The sequence below is a fragment of the Roseofilum sp. Guam genome (assembly GCF_017746735.1).
Classification (GTDB): Bacteria; Cyanobacteriota; Cyanobacteriia; order Cyanobacteriales; family Desertifilaceae; genus Roseofilum; species Roseofilum reptotaenium.
Window position 1 is genome coordinate 13,888 of the sequence record NZ_JAGHZN010000045.1, and the last position, 16,397, is coordinate 30,284.

Here is a 16,397-nt window from a genome sequence, read left to right on the forward strand (position 1 = left end):
CTACAGTGATTCTCCTAAACCCAAATCGTAAATTGACCAGGTACAGTGCGGAAATTAGCCGCACTCAACTGGGTCGAATTAACCCCTTCAACAATGACCAGAAAATCGAGCGATCGCCCAATACTCTTGACTAAACGATCATTCCTCATCAGGAGATAGGGGCTGTTGGGCGGAATGTCTCACATGCAGGATATACACGGTCTGTTCAGTTACGGTGAAAAGGATGCGGTAGATGTTTTTCCCTTTACCGTAGAGGAGTTGCCGGATTTCTAGTTCAAAAAAATTGTTTTCAAAAGCAAGAGAACAACGGAGGGGCATTTACTCTAGGGATAAAATTGCTTTGTAGAGGCCTTCTAACTAACTTCTGGCTTGGCTGGGGGAATAGTTACTCACCCAGTAATACGCATCTTTGATACCTTTCTAATTCTATGTTATCCCCGATCGCGCAAGTTGGGAACTGTGGCGATCGCCTGAGCTTGAGTTCAAGGATTACCCTCTTTGTCGCTTGGGAAATTTGCCGATTCACAACATATTGTGCTATCAAATCAGAAGATGTGCTGGATCTGTAAAATGCACATTTCTACAACCTCTCTAAACTCCTATGAGGTGTAGTGAGTCTAAGGTTTGACTGCGGCTGCTGAACCTCAGTCAAGATCCCTTCAAAACAAAACACCATTGAGTTTTTGACTGGTATCTTATGCAGCCAAAGAATATTTTGCGTCTTCTGCGAGCATTGGCTCGGCAGGGACTTGATGTGCAATACAATCATCAATCCTACTCTGTGCGTTGGAGTGACTCCTGCGATACCCCGATCGCTGAAGTTCTGTTACCCGAAGATTTTCCCGTTGAGGTAAAAGCACTTAAGCAACTGGCCAATTTAGCAACAGTCAAACATCCGGCTGGAGGATGGGTGAGTCGTATCTGTGCCACCCCTGATTTTCACCCAGGTGATGCTGGGGTAGCCATTGGTTCTGTGGTAGAAACATCAAGGCAAGTGATTCCTGCTGCTGTCGGATCGGATATCAACTGTGGAATGCGGCTTCATGTAGCCGATCTATCGGTTGAACAATTTTTAGCAAAGCGCGATCGCTTTGTTGAACTCGTTAAAGGAGATTTCTTTTTTGGTAAACGCGATGTTACCATGACTGCCCAAGCGATGCAGACTCTGTTTCAATATGGAACCATTGGCTGGTTAGATACCATGCTCGATCAACCAACAGGAACCATTGTCCAATCAGACCTCAATCAACTCGCGAGTGAGATCGATCGCATCTTTCTCCAAGGTTCGATGACTGGCCATCTTCGCTGGGCACCAGAGGAATTAGTTCCGGATACAGGACAAGTTCGAGATGGTGGACTGGCAACCATTGGCGGTGGCAATCACTTTGTCGAGGTGCAGTGGATCGATCGCATCGAAGATCGTCAACTTGCCTATCAGTGGGGAGTTCGCGAAGGACAACTTGCTTTTATGGTTCACTCAGGTTCTCGGAATGTGGGTAAATATATTGGTGGGATATGGCGCGATCGCGCCCAAGCATTATGGACACCAGGTCTAAAATATCCCCAATCCCGATTGTTTCCCCTCTCATCAACCGCTCATCCAGAAGTCGTTGCTGATTACCTACAAGCAGAAGCAACAGCCGCCAATTATGCGTTTGTCAATCGTCTACTGCTCGCAGAACTGCTACGATTACGGTTGCGCCAAGTGTATGGCGATCTCGAGATCCCCTTGGTATACGACTTGCCTCACAATATCACCCTTTCTGAAGGTCAAGGCTGGGTGACTCGCAAGGGGGCATGTCCCGCTCATGTCGGTCAGCCCGTCATCATCCCCGGTTCAATGGGTACGCCATCCTATCTACTCGTCGGTTTAGGAAATCATGATTGGTGTTGTTCGGCTTCCCATGGGGCTGGTAGAGCGCGTTCTCGCTTTGATTTAAACCGCAAGGGAAATCAGGAAAGCGAGGATGAGTTGGGGTTAACTGGGGTTGATTGCATTACCCTGCGAGAAGAACGACGGATTGAAGAAGCACCGGCTGCTTATAAACCGATCGCACCTGTCATTGATGCTCAGGTACAGGCTGGCCTAGTGCAAGTCGTGGCTCGTATGCATCCAATTCTGACATTTAAGGCTTGATTTCGGTTGAGAATTGAAGCTCAAGGGGTTTAGGGGCGATCGCTCTCCCTAAACCCAAATTGTAAATTGACCCGGTACTGTCCGGAAATTGGCCGCACTCAACTGGGTCGAATTAACCCCTTCAACAATGACCAGAAACTCCCCGGTTTGCATATCCTGAATAATCGTCTGATTGCCACTTCCCGGCGAGATATTCAAATCCTCAAAGCGCAAACCATTGGTTAAACCAATCAGATCTTCCCCCATACGGAAATCTGTAAATACATCCGCATCTTCCAAGCGACGGCCTCCTGTCGTGCGAGCATTCGGAGTCACAGAGGCACCAATAACAAAAATATCATTGCCTGCGCCTCCAGTTACCGTATCGCTGCCATTATCACCATAGAGAATATCATCCCCAAAATCCCCGAATAATTGGTCATTTCCTTGACCTCCTCGGAGGATATCATTTCCCTGTCCCCCATAAATCTGGTCTTCATCCCGGTTCCCATTAATCTGATCGTCTCCTCGGTTACCAAAAATGCGATCGTTATTTTGCCCTCCAAAGATCACATCATTCCCTTGGCCACCAAAAACCACATCATCGCCTCGATTTGCTGAAATCAGGTCTACGCCTTGGTTTCCATAGATTTGATCGTTATCATCAACACCATAGAGGCTATCATTACCCTCCAAACCTAAAATCAGATCGGAAAAGGGTGTTCCACCGAGAAGATCATTGAAAGGGGTTCCTGTAATGGTTGCCATAGATATACCTCCTCACTACCAACAGCGATCGCGGATCACCCTTGCATAATCGCAAGTCTAGGGGGAATTTGTCCAGAGAAACGAAGAAAGTCTAATCTTTCAGTCAATAGACTCGAAAGGAAAGAAGAAAACCCGGTTTCCTTACATTACCTATTGCCTGACACAGTGCAAGAACTCACTCAGGCTTTCATAGACTGATTCATGGGTATATTCATCATCCGGGTGAGCCGGTTGGCCGGGTTGTTGAAAATAGGGTTTTTCTTGATACAGTTGACCCCAACGAAAATCTACTTGCTTGACCAATTCATACAGTAACTGTTCATTCTCTAAAATAGAGATAATCATCTCCTCAAGAGCACGTAATGGATCGTCTAAATGTTGACTCACTTTTGCTTCATCCAGGGTGACCCAGGTTTGTAAAACCGATTGCAAACAGCCGGATGAATCAGATAAATGATTAACAATAAAGCGATTAATTTCAGTGGACGCTTGGACTAATTTAGGAATGGGAGATTCTCCTTTTAAAAAATCTCCCCCTTCTCGACCGATGAGTTCGGCTAAGGAAAACTCGTGTCCAGCACGAGCATCCTGTTCGATTTGACGGTCTTGTTCCGATTGATTGGGAGTAGTCATAATAACAATCTTCTACGATAGTTCATGAGGTTGAGTATTTAGCTAAAATCAATCCCTTGATCGAATAAACCCGTGAGGCGATCGACTTCACTTTGAGCGATATACATGGGATTTCCTGCTAAAATACCAGTTACATTGCGGAAGGGTCTACCAATATGCATTCCTTCCCCATCAATAGAAAATTCACGAATATCTTTATCATGCATCGACCCGCGCATTTTTAAGACGGTCAGTCCCCGTCGCATTTCTCCATACATTTCCACATATCTCAATAAAATAATGGAATCTGTAATCGTGGAAATATGCGCTTCCGTGATCGAAGTTCCTCCCACTAAAGTGGGGGTCGTTGAAGTAAATAATCCAGCGACCTCTTGTTTTTTAATAAAGGAGGTCAATCCAATAATAAATTCCCGAAATCCTTTCAAGCTAGAGACCCGCTCTAGAGCAGAAAGACTATCAACGGCGACTCGATTAGGCTGAAATTCTTCAATTGTTGCTTTCATCTGGATCAGATGATTATCTAAACCTGTAGTTTCTGGATAGCGACAGACCACTCGGAGGAGTCCTTCTTGCTCCATTTTCTGGAAGTCAACTCCCCATCCGATGGCATTGCGATACAGTTGTTCACGACTTTCTTCAAAAGCAAATAAGAGACAGCGCTCATTATTCTGAAAGCCACCAACCATAAATTCAGTGACCATTAAGGTCTTACCGGTTCCCGTTGCTCCAGAAACCAGGATAATTGAATCGCGGAAAAATCCACCTCCGCACATACGATCGAGTTCCGGACTACCGGAGGTAATACGAATATTAGAAGAGCGTTGTTCCAGTTCAATCGCTGATAGGGGAATAATCGTAATTCCTTGTCTGGGAATGATCGTAAATGGGAATTCCCCATTCTGGTGTTCTGTTCCTCGATACTTGAGGATTTCAATGGTACGGCGGCGTTTTTCCTCAGACAGAACATTGCGGAGAATGACCACATTATCAGCTACAAATTCTTCTACACCATAGCGACTAATTTCACCATATTCTGACGTGCGCTCGGCAGTCAGAATCGAAGTCACTTCTAACTCTCGCAACACAGAAGCAATCTTAAACAAGTCACTGCGAACTTGTGCATTATCACTTAAGTGGGAAAAGATCGCTCCCAAAGAGTCCATTGATACTCTTTTGGCTTTATATTTACGGATGGAAAACTCGATCCGGGCTAATAATGCACCGAGATCGTATTCCCCACTGACAATGGGTTTATCTCCGGGTTGGGGAGAGGCATCGACAAAGGCCCATTGACGGTTTTCTTCCCATTGCTGAATTTTCCAACCAAACCCGCGCATATTCTTACGGATTGCTTTTGGGGGTTCTTCAAAGGTAATAAATATACCGTTGTCTCCCCGTTTAATCCCTTCGGCGAGAAATTGGGTGGCAAATACGGTTTTTGCACTCCCTGCTGTTCCCACCACAAGGGTGGCCCGATTTTTTGGTAGCCCTCCTTGGGACAGAAAGTCAAATCCGGGAATACCGGTTTCAAGCTTCTCAATTGCATCTGAGTCTGGATAGTTGTCTACAGTCATTAACGGTAGTTTGATTAATTAAGGATGTAATAGAAAAGAATCTCAGGATTCTTTTCTATTATTGTCCCTCTTCTCTGGAATCAAATCTAGTCCTAAAAGAACTGTATCAGCATTGGACAGATCGCCAATAATCCTTTGAATGGGTTGGGGCAGTTGCTTAATCAGGGTAGGAGTAACTAATATTCGTTCCATTTCTGCCAATTCGGGTTCTTCTAAAACATCAATTATTTTCAGTTCATATTGATCTTCGAGTTGAGTATTACAAATCTCTATAAGATTGGCGATCGCTCGTTGAGATTTCGGCGTATTCCCAGTAATATAGAGTTTGAGTAAATAGTAGTGCATTACGGTTTCAAGTTTTGGTAATTTTTGGTGACGTTTAACTTACTTAAGCCAATAAAGTACTTCCGATAGTAAGAGGCTAAGTAACCCATTAATTCTAAAACCATTAATCGTCCTTCTGAAACATAGGCTTGCGCTTTGACGGGATTGGTTTGTTGGGTTTTCTCTTTCAAAACTTGAGTATGAATATCAACCACATCTCGAGGAGAGGCTTTTAAGAATCCTAGCTGTTCTCCCATATTTCGCAGTTTCTCAGAAATGTTATGTTCAACTCTATAAGCCCTTTGTTCCATAGACAAGTCCATTAACTCTCCATATTCTTGCACAATTTCTTGAAAAATTTCGGGTGACGATTCTCGTAACAGGTATAATCCAAAAAGTTTAGCAGTGATCTGGGTTTGGCCTGTATCAGCGATATGTCTGAGTCCCAATATTTCTTGTTCTTGAAGTCGTTTTAATTGATTTTGCTGTAAAACTTGGAGTTGGCGTTTTTGCTCGATCGCTAATCGTAGGGAATAGACTAAGAGCTTACTATCGATTTGATCTTTGATTAAATATCCCTGTGCCCCCAATTGTAAACATTGAACCCGCAGAGTTTCATCTCTGTTTTCCGTAAATACCACAGTGGCAAGGTAGGGAAATTCCTGTTGAGAGTCCTGTAGGGTTTCCATAGCTTGACTATCTGGGGAATTGAGAGAGATTAACAGAACATCAAAGTGTTGTTCTGAGAGCTGGGCGATCGCGTCTTCTAAGTTATGATAAAACTCTATTTGAAACTCAAGACCCCATATGGCCGAACTGGGAGCCTCATTCAACAACCGATCGACTTGAGTATAATCTTCTGTCTTATTGGTGACCAATAAAACTCGATAAAGTATCATAACTGAACCTTCTATACCCACAATTCAGAGATAGATAAGATTAAACCCATGAAGAAATGTATAGTTTGATTTGAGTTTTCCAAGAATTCCCCCCAGATTATGATGGCTTTCCTGTCAATGTAAATATTTTTTCGGATTTTATCAATGGATTTAGCTCGTACTATAATATAACACCTATACAATAGGATGAGCATAAGTATAGTCAATTCGTTGCCTCGATCGCCACTTAAATCCAAAACAGCCACTCCAGTGAACCCGAAGTCAAGTAATGCGCATCAATCTCCGTGTTTGCAGTGTCGATCCTCTATCGCAAACATCTAAGGATTTGATATAACGCTCCCCTTCTCTGATATACGATTAGGCAATCCGTGGTAATCGGTAGGTGTTAGACAGGTGTCTTAACATATATTCATGAAGCTTTGTTACGATTTACGGGGCTTTGCGGAACCTGGAACTCTCAGTCCGTAGGTTTTCAATACAATTACGTGTATTTATGTGAAGTGAATCCTCCAAAAATCTCAGAAAGTTTAGGGGAAACTAGCACATTTGGTGAATTTACGGTTATCATGATCAAATCTTAATAAAACCTAAAGCCAATACATTGATGGCAGGTTAGTTAAGGGAACACACAGCCATCAGGTCATCTACCATTAAAGGAGTCAAGCGTCTTATGTTAATTCGAGAGATTGTTAACCAAAGTCTAACTCTGGGCTATCTGAGCGTGGAAGCTGAAGAACAACTACGAACTAACCTCAGCCACAAGTACGATGTGGAAGACTTTCGAGCGTTCATGCAATTGCAATTCGCGATTATGAACGGACAAGTGAAGCAGGAAGCTCGCGAACGGTTTTTGGTTGGAGTCATTCACTAAATCATCTTAATGATCAATTGGGCTAACTGCTCGGCACTGTCGCGTACAGCAAGGGAACCCATCGCTTCTGCCATCTTCTCTAGGGTTTCTGGAGATTGGAGTAATTGAGAGACGGTTTGCTTTAAAGTTTCAGCCGTGAGTTGTGTTTGCTCAAAGACTTGAGCTGCTCCCGCTTGGACGAAAATCTGGGCGTTATAGGTTTGATGATCGTCGGCAGCGTAAGGATAGGGAATCAGTAGTGCCGGAGTTTTGGCGATCGCCAATTCCGTCAATGTCCCTGCTCCAGCGCGACTAATGACTAAGGTAGCTCGATGGAGCAAAGCGCCCATATTTTCGTAAAAAGGTAGGACTAAATAGTGCGGATGCTGAATATCCTGAGCTTGAGGATCGTTATTTCCAGTTAAATGTACCACCACTACCCCCCGATCTAACCAGTCTTGCACCGCTTCGCGCACCCGTTGATTCACTGAAACTGCCCCTTGAGATCCACCCATTACAACAATTACAGGCGAATCTTCAGGAATATCTAAAGTTAAGGGTTGGGGATTGAGAAAATCAGCACGAACGGGAGTCCCCATAGAGAGGACATTGGCTTTTTTAAGATATTTTTTAGCATCTTCAAATCCTACAGCGACGTTCGTACACCAGGGAGCTAGAAACCGCGTCACTTTACCCGGTAAGGCGTTAGACTCATGGAGGATAACGGGTAAACCGAGCGATCGCGCGGCAATAATCACAGGAGCAGCAATATAACCCCCTGTGGTAAAAACTCCTTGAAATTGCCCCGTTTTCAATAACCGACGACAGACTCCAATGGAACTTACCAACCCTTGTAACACTCTCAGACTCTTGAAACTCAAGCCTCCTTGAAAGCCTTCAACGGCGATTGTATGTAGGGGATATTGACTAGGGACTAACTGAGTTTCCAAACGGTTGGGAACGCCCAACCATTCAATATGGCAGTTCTGAAGTTGCCCAGCAACAGCCAGCGCGGGAAATAAATGCCCACCGGTTCCACTAGCGGCAATTAAGAGTCTTAAGGGTGAATCAGACATGAAAGGGCTATAGGATATGAATCAGGTACTCTAGAGTTATAGTAATGATTATTTTCCCATAGCGGGTTCAGTAAGTATTGAATTGGTAAATAAATGAGCGATAAGATGATAAATTCGGTTTCCAGTCACCAGAGACGAAGGGCGACATTACCCGGTAGTCGCCTTTGGGCTACCCTGCTGTTGAGTATATCGATCGCCAGTACTGGGGGCAACCTCGGAGTACGAGCTGCTGAAACGGTACCCAACGAGTTAAAACAGGTGATCGAGCAAATCGACAGTAATGCCAGTCAACAGAATCTGCAAGGGGTTTTATCCTTTTACGATCGCCAGTTCGAGAGTGAGGATGGCTTAACCCACTCTAGCCTGGCAGAAGTGTTATCAGGATTTTGGCAAGAGTATAGCCAGATTCGCTACAGCACCAACATCGAATCTTGGGAACAGGAAGGAAATGCTTGGATCGCCGAAACGGTAACCACCATACAAGGGAAGAAAATGATGATGGGGCGATCGATGGATATGCAATCTGAAATTCGATCGCGACAACGGTTAGAAAATCAAAAGCTAGTCTCCCAGGAAATCCTCTCAGAACGCACCATTTTAACGGCTGGAGAAAATCCACCTACCGTTGATTTTCAACTACCGGAACAGGTTTTAATTGGACAGCGCTTTACGTTAGATGCGATCGTTCAAGAACCGTTGGGAAATAATGTTCTCTTAGGAGCAGTCCTAGAAGAACCCGTCAGTGCAGATAATTATCTGGAATCAGAATCCATCGATTTGGAGTTACTCTCGGCTGGCGGTTTATTCAAATTAGGGACTGCCCCCGTTATTCCCGAACCCAGATGGATTTCAGCAGTCTTAGTTCGTGGGGATGGCATTACCATGATTACTCAACGTTTACGAGTCGTAAAGTCAATGCAAAATTAACAATTAATCCTTAATAATGGGTTGAAGGGTGGGAAAATGGGGGACTGGGGGAATGAGCCAATTGCCAATTACCAATTACCAATTACCAGCGTGAAACGCTTAATATCTATGTCTCAGTTCAAAGTTGATGTATGGGGGATAGTATTTGCTAGTTTAATTGGGGTTAATCCCACGTTAACAGACCAAGCATTACTTATACCTGTACTCGCTCAGGATATCCCCATTAATTCTAGTGAAGTTCAAACTGTTCCACAATTTTTAGTGGATGCCGTTCGTTGGGATCTTAGCATTGAATTAGGCATACATCCCGATCGCCTCTCCTTGGTTCAAGGGAGTCGCCAACAATGGCCGGATAGCTGTCTAGGATTAGCCCTTCCTGGGGAATTTTGCGCTCAACAAATCATTCCTGGATGGCGTATTGTGCTGTCTGATGGGTCTCGCAGTTGGGGGTATCGTAGTGATGTTCAAGGACAGATTCGGCGACTCGAAACCACGCCCCAAGAAATTGCTTTCCCCCTATTTTTACAGGATATGGTCTTAAAAACAGTTGCTGAAGAATCCCAACAGCCCATTGATTCTTTAGCCTTTCAACAAGCCATACCCCAAACTTGGCCGGATACTTGTTTAGGGTTAGGAGGCAATAATTGCACCGCGATCGCCATTCCGGGTTGGCAAATCACGGTCATTAGTGATACTCTAAATCAAACTTGGGACTATCGTACCAATCGAGATGGCTCGATTATCCGGCAAGCGATCGATCAATCCTCTGCTGGAACTCCTGAACTTGAAAGATTACCGGAATCTGTTAGACAAGCCGTTTTAAAAGATTTGGCTCGTCGCCGACGACTCCCCCTGCGTACAATAGAGATCGTAAACGCTACACCTGAGATTTGGTCAGATAACTGTTTAGGACTGCCCTTTTGGAATAGTGAGTGTGAAGAAGGAGAGCTAGACGGATGGCGTGTAGTCGTGAAAAATTCTCGTCGCAGTTGGGTGTATCGCACCGATAGTCAGGGCGAGATTGTTTATCCAGAAAATAATTAACAATTTAATCATTAACAATAGAGCAGAAAGCGCTGTAAGATAATCGAGGCAAGACTCTAGATTATGAGGAAGTTATCATGACCAGAAGTCAATCAGACATTGGCGTATCCGGAATTCTGTTTGGCATTATTGCAGCATTGATCATTTTAATTGGTGCAAACAGCTTTGTGATTATCAATCCCGGTCAGGCTGGGGTTTTAAGTATTTTAGGGAAAGCCAGAGATGGGGCACTTCTAGAAGGGATTCACTTCAAACCTCCTTTAATTTCCAACGTTGATGTTTATGATGTCACCGTACAAAAATTTGAAGTTCCGGCCCAAAGTTCCACCCGTGATTTACAAGAATTAAGCGCTAGTTTTGCCATTAACTTTCGCCTCGATCCTCTAAAAGTGGTGGACATTCGCCGCACCCAAGGAACCCTACAAAATTTGGTTTCTAAAGTGATTGCTCCCCAAACCCAGGAATCGTTTAAAATTGCGGCAGCAGTGCGAACCGTAGAAGAGTCGATTACCAAACGGACAGAATTAAAGCACGATTTTGATATCGCCTTGGATCAGAGACTAGAAAAATATGGCATTATTGTCCTCGATACCAGTGTCATTGACCTGGCCTTTTCTGCTGAATTTGCCCGTGCAGTAGAAGAAAAACAAATTGCCGAACAACGGGCGCAACGAGCGATTTATATTGCCCAAGAAGCTGAACAAGAAGCCCAAGCGGATGTTAACCGGGCGAAAGGGAAAGCCGAAGCTCAACGGTTATTAGCAGAGACATTAAGGGCCCAAGGAGGTACATTAGTACTGCAAAAAGAGGCGATCGAAGCTTGGAGAGAAGGAGGGGCACAAATGCCTAAAGTTTTAGTCACTGGAGGTGAATCGAATTCGGGTATCCCGTTTTTGTTTAATCTCGGTAATCTGGAACAAACGGCAGATGTTCAGTAAGCCTTCTAGAATTTTATAGTTAATTCAATTAACACTGAGACACTCTAAGAGAGTCTACAATGACGGTATATGTAGGGGCGAAAAATTTTTCGCCCCTACAAAAATGTCTCACTGTTATTTGAATTGACTATAATCCATTAAAACTCACCCTTGAAAAGTGTTACAGCGCTTTGCTTGCTTCATGAGGTACAGGCAGAAAAATCTCCCTCAATCCCCCGATCTTCGGGGGACTTTTACGGGGGGGGTTGGGGAGATAAAGACCGACCACACAACAGCAAAAACTGCTATAGCGTTTCTCTCTTCTATGAGGTACAGCTTGAAACTTTAGAACATAAGCCATACAAGCTATTGCCTATTGTCTAGCGTGAAGCGCTATATATGCGTTGCATTCTCTTTATATTGTTAGGTTTTTGTTTTCAATTGGGTTACGAACAACGAACATGAATATTTTTGCTAAACTCTTCTCTCAACCTGTAATGAAACCGCTTTTCGGTCAACGGAATCGAGGTATCGAAATCAAGTCAGAACCCGAAATCGAGATCATGCGAACCAGTGGAAAAATTGTGGCGACGGTTCTCAAAGAAATTGCTGAAATTGCTGAACCGGGGATGACCACTGCCGATCTCGATGCCTATGCAGAACAACGGATTCGCCAGATGGGTGCAACACCAAGTTTTAAGGGATATCATGGCTTTCCGGCTTCAATTTGTGCCTCGGTTAATCATCAAGTTGTTCATGGCATTCCCTCCCGTAAACAAGTCCTAAAATTGGGGGATTTGCTGAAAGTAGATACGGGCGCTTATTATCAGGGTTATCACGGTGATTCGTGTATTACGATTTTCATGGGTAAAATTCCAGACTCAACCCAAAAACTGATGGAAGTCGCAGAACAAGCTCTCTATGAAGGCATAAAACAAGTAAAACCGGGGAACTCGCTGCTAGATATTGCCGGTGGAATTGAAGATTATGTAAGACCTCATGGCTATAAAATAGTTGAAAATTATACGGGTCATGGGGTGGGGCGAAACTTGCATGAAGAACCCGCGGTATTTCACTTTCGCACCGATGCCCTACCCAATGTGAAACTGCGTCCAGGAATGACATTAGCGATCGAACCGATTATCAATGCCGGTTCAAAAGTGACTCGTGTTTTACCCGACCAATGGACTGTCGTGACTGTAGATAATACCCTGTCTGCCCAATTTGAGCATACAGTTTTGGTGACCCAGGACGGTTACGAAATTCTCACCGATCGCACCCTGTTGTAGGGTATGGAAGGATAACACAGAGAGTAAGTCACAAACATTTAAGGATTTGATATTAGACCTTAATGCAGTACCGGCTATTGCCTATTTCCCATAAAAAACCCCCAGTTGTTAAGAACTGGGGGCGAGATAGGAATCAGGGTGCATCTATTAACTTCTGTTCCCCTAGATAAAACCTCGCTCCGGATAAAATAAAAACTGGATGTCATCAAAGAAAGGGACAATTGGCAAACTGGCCAAGCGATCGCCGCAATAACCGAAACTCCTTTTCATAATAAAGAGTGTTCTCATCGAGATCTTAACCCTAATCATAATGAACTCAACCGACCTCGCCTTTACCCCAGCCACAGAACAAGCCCAACTGATCCGCAGCAAACAAATTTCTCCCCTAGAATTAGTCGAACTCTATCTAGACCGCATCGCCACTTATGACGGCCAACTGGGTAGCTACTTTACCATCATGGCAGAAGAGGCGATCGCCGATGCCAAAGCCAAAACCGAAAGCCTAGCCCAAAACTCCACCGATCTGCCCCCATTCTTCGGCGTTCCCATCTCCGTTAAAGACCTCAAACGAGTTAAAGACGTGCGCTGTTGCTTTGGAGTCGCTAGCTTAAAAAACGAAATGGCTACCGAAGATGATGGTGTTGTCACCAAACTACGGCAAGCTGGATTTATTCTCCTCGGTAAAACTGCCACCTCCCAACTCGGTTCCATGCCCTTTACCGAACCCCCTGGTTTTCTGCCTACCCGCAACCCCTGGAACTTAGACTATACCTCCGGAGGCTCCAGTGGGGGCGCTTCCTCTGCCCTAGCTGCTGGCCTATGTCCCATTGCCCATGGATCGGATGGTGGGGGTTCAGTACGGGGGCCAGCCGCCTGTTGTGGAGTGGTGGGTTTAAAACCCTCGCGAGGGAGGATTTCCTCCGCTCCTATAGGTGATAGTCTCCACGGTTTAGGAACCAATGGTGTTTTGGCCCGCAATATTGCCGATACGGCCGCCTTACTCGATGCCATGGCCGGTTATGTCACCGGAGACCCCTATTGGTTCCCCGAGCCTTCCATTCCCTTTGCCCAAAACTACCAAACCCCCTCCTCTTCCCTGCGGATCGCCTTTAGCCCGAACTTATCTGATTTTGGTCAAGCCAGTCCAGAATATCAACAAGCGGTCACCGATACCGCCAAGGTATTAGCCGATCTCGGTCATCATGTGGAAGAAGCATGTCCTCTAGTTGCCGATCTACCAGAATCCTTTACAACGATTTGGCAGTCTGGAGTAGCGGCTTCTGGTTTACCTCTGGAACTGTTAGAGCCGATCAATCAATGGTTAGCCTCTCGCACCGTTAACGCTGGGCAATATCTGCAAGCCGTGAGGGAAATGCAGAGAATTAGCCGCCGGATAGTAGGATTTTGGGATGACTATGATGTCTTATTGTTGCCCGTTTATCTTCATCAGCCCATTAAAGTTGGAGAATGGGCAGGTTTAGACCCCACTCAAATCTTTGAAAAGGTCAGCCATTGGGTCGCTCCCTGCCCCCCATTTAATGCGACGGGACAACCGGCGATCGCTCTTCCTGTTGGATTTGGCGATCGGGGTTTACCCTTGAGCGTGCAACTGGTGGGCAAACCAGGCGCAGAAGCGACACTCTTATCTTTAGCTGCTCAGTTAGAGGAGATCTACAACTGGGGTCAGTATCGCATACCCGATCTTAAAATGGATTCTTAGTCATTGATCGGCTGCTGGTCATAGGTCATCAGGAAGGGCAGAGTGTTAACGTTAACCCATCTATAAAATCGTTTTAGGAATTACGTTTCGGTTTCAGAAGAGGATAAAAGTGCAAATCCAATTGTAGACCTGGATACAGTTATGCCCTCTATTTCAAGTTAAGGTCTACAAAATATTGACAGAAAGTAGATCATTTTAATCTAAGTGTTATCGCATAGAATGCATCTTGGGGTTGAGTCAGTCACCTTACGGGCTATCACCCTAATTTTTTGTGCTTTCATGCTCTCAAAAGTTCTAGCACTGTTGGCTAAATCTGATCTCCTCAGTTCGTTTAATATGAGGCTATGAAACCGTGTTGAGCTTTTTAAATGATTTAATTTGGGGCAAAATTTTAGTTGTTGTTTTAGTCCCAATTGGTCTTTATTTTTCCATCCGATCGCGCTTTGTTCAGTTTCGCTATTTTGGACAGATGTTGGGCAATCTCCAAGATACCTTTACTAAAGAAGAAGGGCATCTGAGTTCCTTTCAAGCCCTTGCCCTGAGTGTAGCTGGACGGGTTGGAGGGGGCAATATTGCTGGGGTTGCTGTTGCCATTACCCTAGGCGGCCCGGGTGCAATTTTTTGGATGTGGGTTATTGGGATAGTGGGTATGGCCACTAGCTTTTTTGAATGTATGATTGCCCAAGTTTTCAAAACGGCTGAACCGGACGGTTCCTATCGCGGTGGCCCAGCATATTACATGGAACGGGGTTTGAAACAGCCTTGGATGGCGAGTATCTTTTCTATACTCTTACTGGTCACATTTGGCTTTGGGTTCAACGCAGTTCAGTCCTATACCGTAGCCACCTCTTTTCAAGAAACCTTTGGTTTAAATCCAAATATCACTGGTTTTGCTCTCATGGTAGTTCTAGGGATAATTATTTTTGGGGGTGTAAAGCGTATTGCTGAGGTTGCGGAGTACGTTGTTCCCTTTATGGCCATCGGATATTTCCTCCTCGCTCTCTTTGTAATTGTGACTAACTTGGGGCAAATTCCCGCCGTATTTACCACCATTGTGCAGAGTGCATTTGGCGTGAAAACAGCGATCGCTGGAGGGGTGGGAACCACCATCATGTACGGCATCAAGCGCGGCTTATTCTCCAATGAAGCTGGTTTAGGTAGCGCTCCTAACGTAGCGGCGATCGCCTATGTCAAACATCCCGTAGAACAGGGCATTGTCCAAGCTCTCAGCGTCTTCATCGACACTCTGATCCTCTGTTCCTGCACCGCATTCGTGATCTTGCTTTCTTCGGTCTATGAACCGGGTAACGATACATTAGGAGGGGTCACCCTCACTCAACAAGCTATGGCTGAACATATTGGTTGGTGGGGTCAGGCTTTTATCACCATTTCTCTATTCCTGTTTGCCTTTACCTCCATCATTTATAACTACTACTTGGGCGAGAATAGTCTCAACTTTTTCAGCAACGAAAATAAGACCCTATTCAATGTCTTTCGAGTTTTGACCTTGACCCTAGTGATCTGGGGGGCAGTGCAAGATTTGGGTACGGTCTTTGGCTTTGCAGATGTCACCATGGGACTCTTAGCCCTAGTTAATTTAGCGGCTCTATTGCTGCTCTCTAATGTTGGGTTTGCTGTCCTCGACGACTACGATCTGCAAATAAAAAATGGACAAACGCCTGTCTTTGTCGGCGATCGCTTTGCCAGTCTGGCTATTGACCCCCAAGCCTGGGTTTCTGAAGCCATAGCTTCGAGTGGTCTAGAAGCTGCCGATCCAGAGCTTTCATAGCCCAGTTTATATGGGCTATCCTGGATAAAATGTGTGGTGAAAGGTTAGTCTTCTCTAACCTCTCACGGCACGTTATAGCGCTTTCAGGAGTCAGCCCTTGGAGATTTCTAAAAAACATATCGGAATTTTTCTCATTACCACGGGGATTCTGGTTTTACTCATGCTTCTGTTTAAGCTTGAACCCTACGTTTTAGAGTTTGCCACTAACCCGATTTATCAATTCGTTGCTGGTCGTGAAGATGAAATAAGGAAAATCACCATCACGAAAAATGGAGATCAAGTACAAATTGGCATTCCTCTAGGTTTACTGAGAATTGTGGCTCTATTTTTTGGGTTTATGTTTCTGAGAATCTGGTTTGATATTGGCAGTAAATTAGTTTCTGTGGGGCGTGAGTTAATGACCGATGATGTGAAGAATTTAGAAAAGCTCCTTGATAAACTCCTCCAACTTAGAATAATGAGTAAGTAAGG

At 44.8% G+C, this 16,397-nt stretch carries 17 protein-coding genes and 1 pseudogene; 10 read left to right on the forward strand and 8 right to left on the reverse strand.

Features of this window, described 5'->3' with window-relative positions:
- Positions 1 to 14: 14 nt before the first annotated feature.
- Both J7529_RS17510 and J7529_RS24800 read right to left on the reverse strand, forming a co-directional pair.
- Positions 15 to 149, reverse strand: a complete 135-nt coding sequence (locus J7529_RS17510) for a hypothetical protein (RefSeq protein ID WP_318730040.1) — start codon at positions 147 to 149, stop codon at positions 15 to 17.
- Positions 139 to 414: pseudogene (locus J7529_RS24800) on the reverse strand (type II toxin-antitoxin system RelE/ParE family toxin). The gene J7529_RS17510 and the pseudogene J7529_RS24800 overlap by 11 nt, the downstream one beginning before the upstream one ends.
- A 14-nt stretch (positions 415 to 428) precedes the next feature.
- Here J7529_RS24800 and J7529_RS17515 point away from each other — a divergent pair.
- The gene (locus J7529_RS17515; RefSeq protein WP_318730041.1) at positions 429 to 569 is read left to right on the forward strand and encodes a hypothetical protein; all 141 of its coding nucleotides are present in this window, start codon (positions 429 to 431) and stop codon (positions 567 to 569) included.
- 128 nt (positions 570 to 697) lie between these two features.
- Complete coding sequence (locus J7529_RS17520) at positions 698 to 2,137, forward strand: RtcB family protein (protein WP_318730042.1); 1,440 nt, start codon at positions 698 to 700, stop codon at positions 2,135 to 2,137.
- 48 nt (positions 2,138 to 2,185) lie between these two features.
- Here the strand turns inward: J7529_RS17520 and J7529_RS17525 are convergent, their stop codons facing one another.
- The 5 genes from J7529_RS17525 to J7529_RS17545 form a co-directional block, all read right to left on the reverse strand.
- On the reverse strand, positions 2,186 to 2,884 hold the full coding sequence (locus J7529_RS17525) for a calcium-binding protein (RefSeq protein WP_318730043.1): 699 nt from the start codon (positions 2,882 to 2,884) through the stop codon (positions 2,186 to 2,188).
- Between the two features lie 150 nt (positions 2,885 to 3,034).
- On the reverse strand, positions 3,035 to 3,517 hold the full coding sequence (locus tag J7529_RS17530; protein WP_271939822.1) for a hypothetical protein: 483 nt from the start codon (positions 3,515 to 3,517) through the stop codon (positions 3,035 to 3,037).
- A gap of 38 nt (positions 3,518 to 3,555) precedes the next feature.
- A complete protein-coding gene (kaiC, locus tag J7529_RS17535) occupies positions 3,556 to 5,091 on the reverse strand; it encodes a circadian clock protein KaiC (RefSeq protein WP_318730044.1) in 1,536 nt (511 codons plus the stop codon).
- A gap of 42 nt (positions 5,092 to 5,133) precedes the next feature.
- A complete protein-coding gene (locus J7529_RS17540) occupies positions 5,134 to 5,436 on the reverse strand; it encodes a circadian clock KaiB family protein (protein ID WP_271939824.1) in 303 nt (100 codons plus the stop codon).
- Positions 5,436 to 6,314 carry a response regulator gene (locus J7529_RS17545; RefSeq protein ID WP_271939825.1) on the reverse strand — a complete coding sequence of 293 codons (879 nt, stop codon included), beginning with the start codon at positions 6,312 to 6,314 and terminating at the stop codon, positions 5,436 to 5,438. Before J7529_RS17545 ends, J7529_RS17540 begins: the two co-directional genes overlap by 1 nt.
- Positions 6,315 to 6,984: 670 nt before the next feature.
- On the opposite strand from J7529_RS17545, the gene J7529_RS17550 reads away from it, so the two are divergent.
- On the forward strand, positions 6,985 to 7,185 hold the full coding sequence (locus tag J7529_RS17550) for a hypothetical protein (RefSeq protein WP_271939826.1): 201 nt from the start codon (positions 6,985 to 6,987) through the stop codon (positions 7,183 to 7,185).
- Here J7529_RS17550 and murG read toward each other — a convergent pair.
- Positions 7,182 to 8,240: an undecaprenyldiphospho-muramoylpentapeptide beta-N-acetylglucosaminyltransferase gene (gene murG, locus J7529_RS17555; RefSeq protein ID WP_318730045.1), complete on the reverse strand. Its 1,059-nt coding sequence runs from the start codon at positions 8,238 to 8,240 to the stop codon at positions 7,182 to 7,184. The genes J7529_RS17550 and murG overlap by 4 nt on opposite strands.
- Before the next feature lie 93 nt (positions 8,241 to 8,333).
- On the opposite strand from murG, the gene J7529_RS17560 reads away from it, so the two are divergent.
- The 7 genes from J7529_RS17560 (at position 8,334) to J7529_RS17590 (ending at position 16,395) form a co-directional block, all read left to right on the forward strand.
- Positions 8,334 to 9,167: a hypothetical protein gene (locus tag J7529_RS17560; protein ID WP_318730046.1), complete on the forward strand. Its 834-nt coding sequence runs from the start codon at positions 8,334 to 8,336 to the stop codon at positions 9,165 to 9,167.
- 108 nt (positions 9,168 to 9,275) lie between these two features.
- Positions 9,276 to 10,211, forward strand: a complete 936-nt coding sequence (locus J7529_RS17565) for a hypothetical protein (protein ID WP_318730047.1) — start codon at positions 9,276 to 9,278, stop codon at positions 10,209 to 10,211.
- A 77-nt stretch (positions 10,212 to 10,288) separates the two neighbouring features.
- A complete protein-coding gene (locus J7529_RS17570) occupies positions 10,289 to 11,149 on the forward strand; it encodes a prohibitin family protein (protein ID WP_318730048.1) in 861 nt (286 codons plus the stop codon).
- Positions 11,150 to 11,589: 440 nt separating this feature from the next.
- Complete coding sequence (gene map, locus J7529_RS17575; protein WP_318730049.1) at positions 11,590 to 12,417, forward strand: type I methionyl aminopeptidase; 828 nt, start codon at positions 11,590 to 11,592, stop codon at positions 12,415 to 12,417.
- 310 nt (positions 12,418 to 12,727) lie between these two features.
- Positions 12,728 to 14,137, forward strand: coding sequence for an amidase (locus tag J7529_RS17580; RefSeq protein ID WP_318730050.1), 1,410 nt, complete (start codon positions 12,728 to 12,730; stop codon positions 14,135 to 14,137).
- Positions 14,138 to 14,489: 352 nt separating this feature from the next.
- Complete coding sequence (locus tag J7529_RS17585; RefSeq protein WP_318730051.1) at positions 14,490 to 15,926, forward strand: alanine/glycine:cation symporter family protein; 1,437 nt, start codon at positions 14,490 to 14,492, stop codon at positions 15,924 to 15,926.
- A gap of 97 nt (positions 15,927 to 16,023) precedes the next feature.
- Entirely contained in the window at positions 16,024 to 16,395 is a 372-nt protein-coding gene (locus J7529_RS17590) for a hypothetical protein (protein ID WP_318730052.1), read from the forward strand.
- Positions 16,396 to 16,397 lie beyond the last annotated feature (2 nt).

Excerpts from the sequence above, each read along its gene's own strand:
- murG (WP_318730045.1), bottom strand. The coding sequence starts at position 8,240 with ATGTCTGATTCACCCTTAAGACTCTTAATTGCCGCTAGTGGAACCGGT.
- kaiC (WP_318730044.1), bottom strand. The coding sequence starts at position 5,091 with ATGACTGTAGACAACTATCCAGACTCAGATGCAATTGAGAAGCTTGAA.
- J7529_RS17525 (WP_318730043.1), bottom strand. The coding sequence starts at position 2,884 with ATGGCAACCATTACAGGAACCCCTTTCAATGATCTTCTCGGTGGAACA.
- J7529_RS17570 (WP_318730048.1), top strand. The coding sequence starts at position 10,289 with ATGACCAGAAGTCAATCAGACATTGGCGTATCCGGAATTCTGTTTGGC.
- J7529_RS17580 (WP_318730050.1), top strand. The coding sequence starts at position 12,728 with ATGAACTCAACCGACCTCGCCTTTACCCCAGCCACAGAACAAGCCCAA.
- J7529_RS17560 (WP_318730046.1), top strand. The coding sequence starts at position 8,334 with ATGAGCGATAAGATGATAAATTCGGTTTCCAGTCACCAGAGACGAAGG.
- J7529_RS17565 (WP_318730047.1), top strand. The coding sequence starts at position 9,276 with ATGTCTCAGTTCAAAGTTGATGTATGGGGGATAGTATTTGCTAGTTTA.
- J7529_RS17515 (WP_318730041.1), top strand. The coding sequence starts at position 429 with ATGTTATCCCCGATCGCGCAAGTTGGGAACTGTGGCGATCGCCTGAGC.
- J7529_RS17550 (WP_271939826.1), top strand. The coding sequence starts at position 6,985 with ATGTTAATTCGAGAGATTGTTAACCAAAGTCTAACTCTGGGCTATCTG.
- J7529_RS17510 (WP_318730040.1), bottom strand. The coding sequence starts at position 149 with ATGAGGAATGATCGTTTAGTCAAGAGTATTGGGCGATCGCTCGATTTT.
- J7529_RS17520 (WP_318730042.1), top strand. The coding sequence starts at position 698 with ATGCAGCCAAAGAATATTTTGCGTCTTCTGCGAGCATTGGCTCGGCAG.
- J7529_RS17540 (WP_271939824.1), bottom strand. The coding sequence starts at position 5,436 with ATGCACTACTATTTACTCAAACTCTATATTACTGGGAATACGCCGAAA.
- J7529_RS17530 (WP_271939822.1), bottom strand. The coding sequence starts at position 3,517 with ATGACTACTCCCAATCAATCGGAACAAGACCGTCAAATCGAACAGGAT.
- map (WP_318730049.1), top strand. The coding sequence starts at position 11,590 with ATGAATATTTTTGCTAAACTCTTCTCTCAACCTGTAATGAAACCGCTT.
- J7529_RS17545 (WP_271939825.1), bottom strand. The coding sequence starts at position 6,314 with ATGATACTTTATCGAGTTTTATTGGTCACCAATAAGACAGAAGATTAT.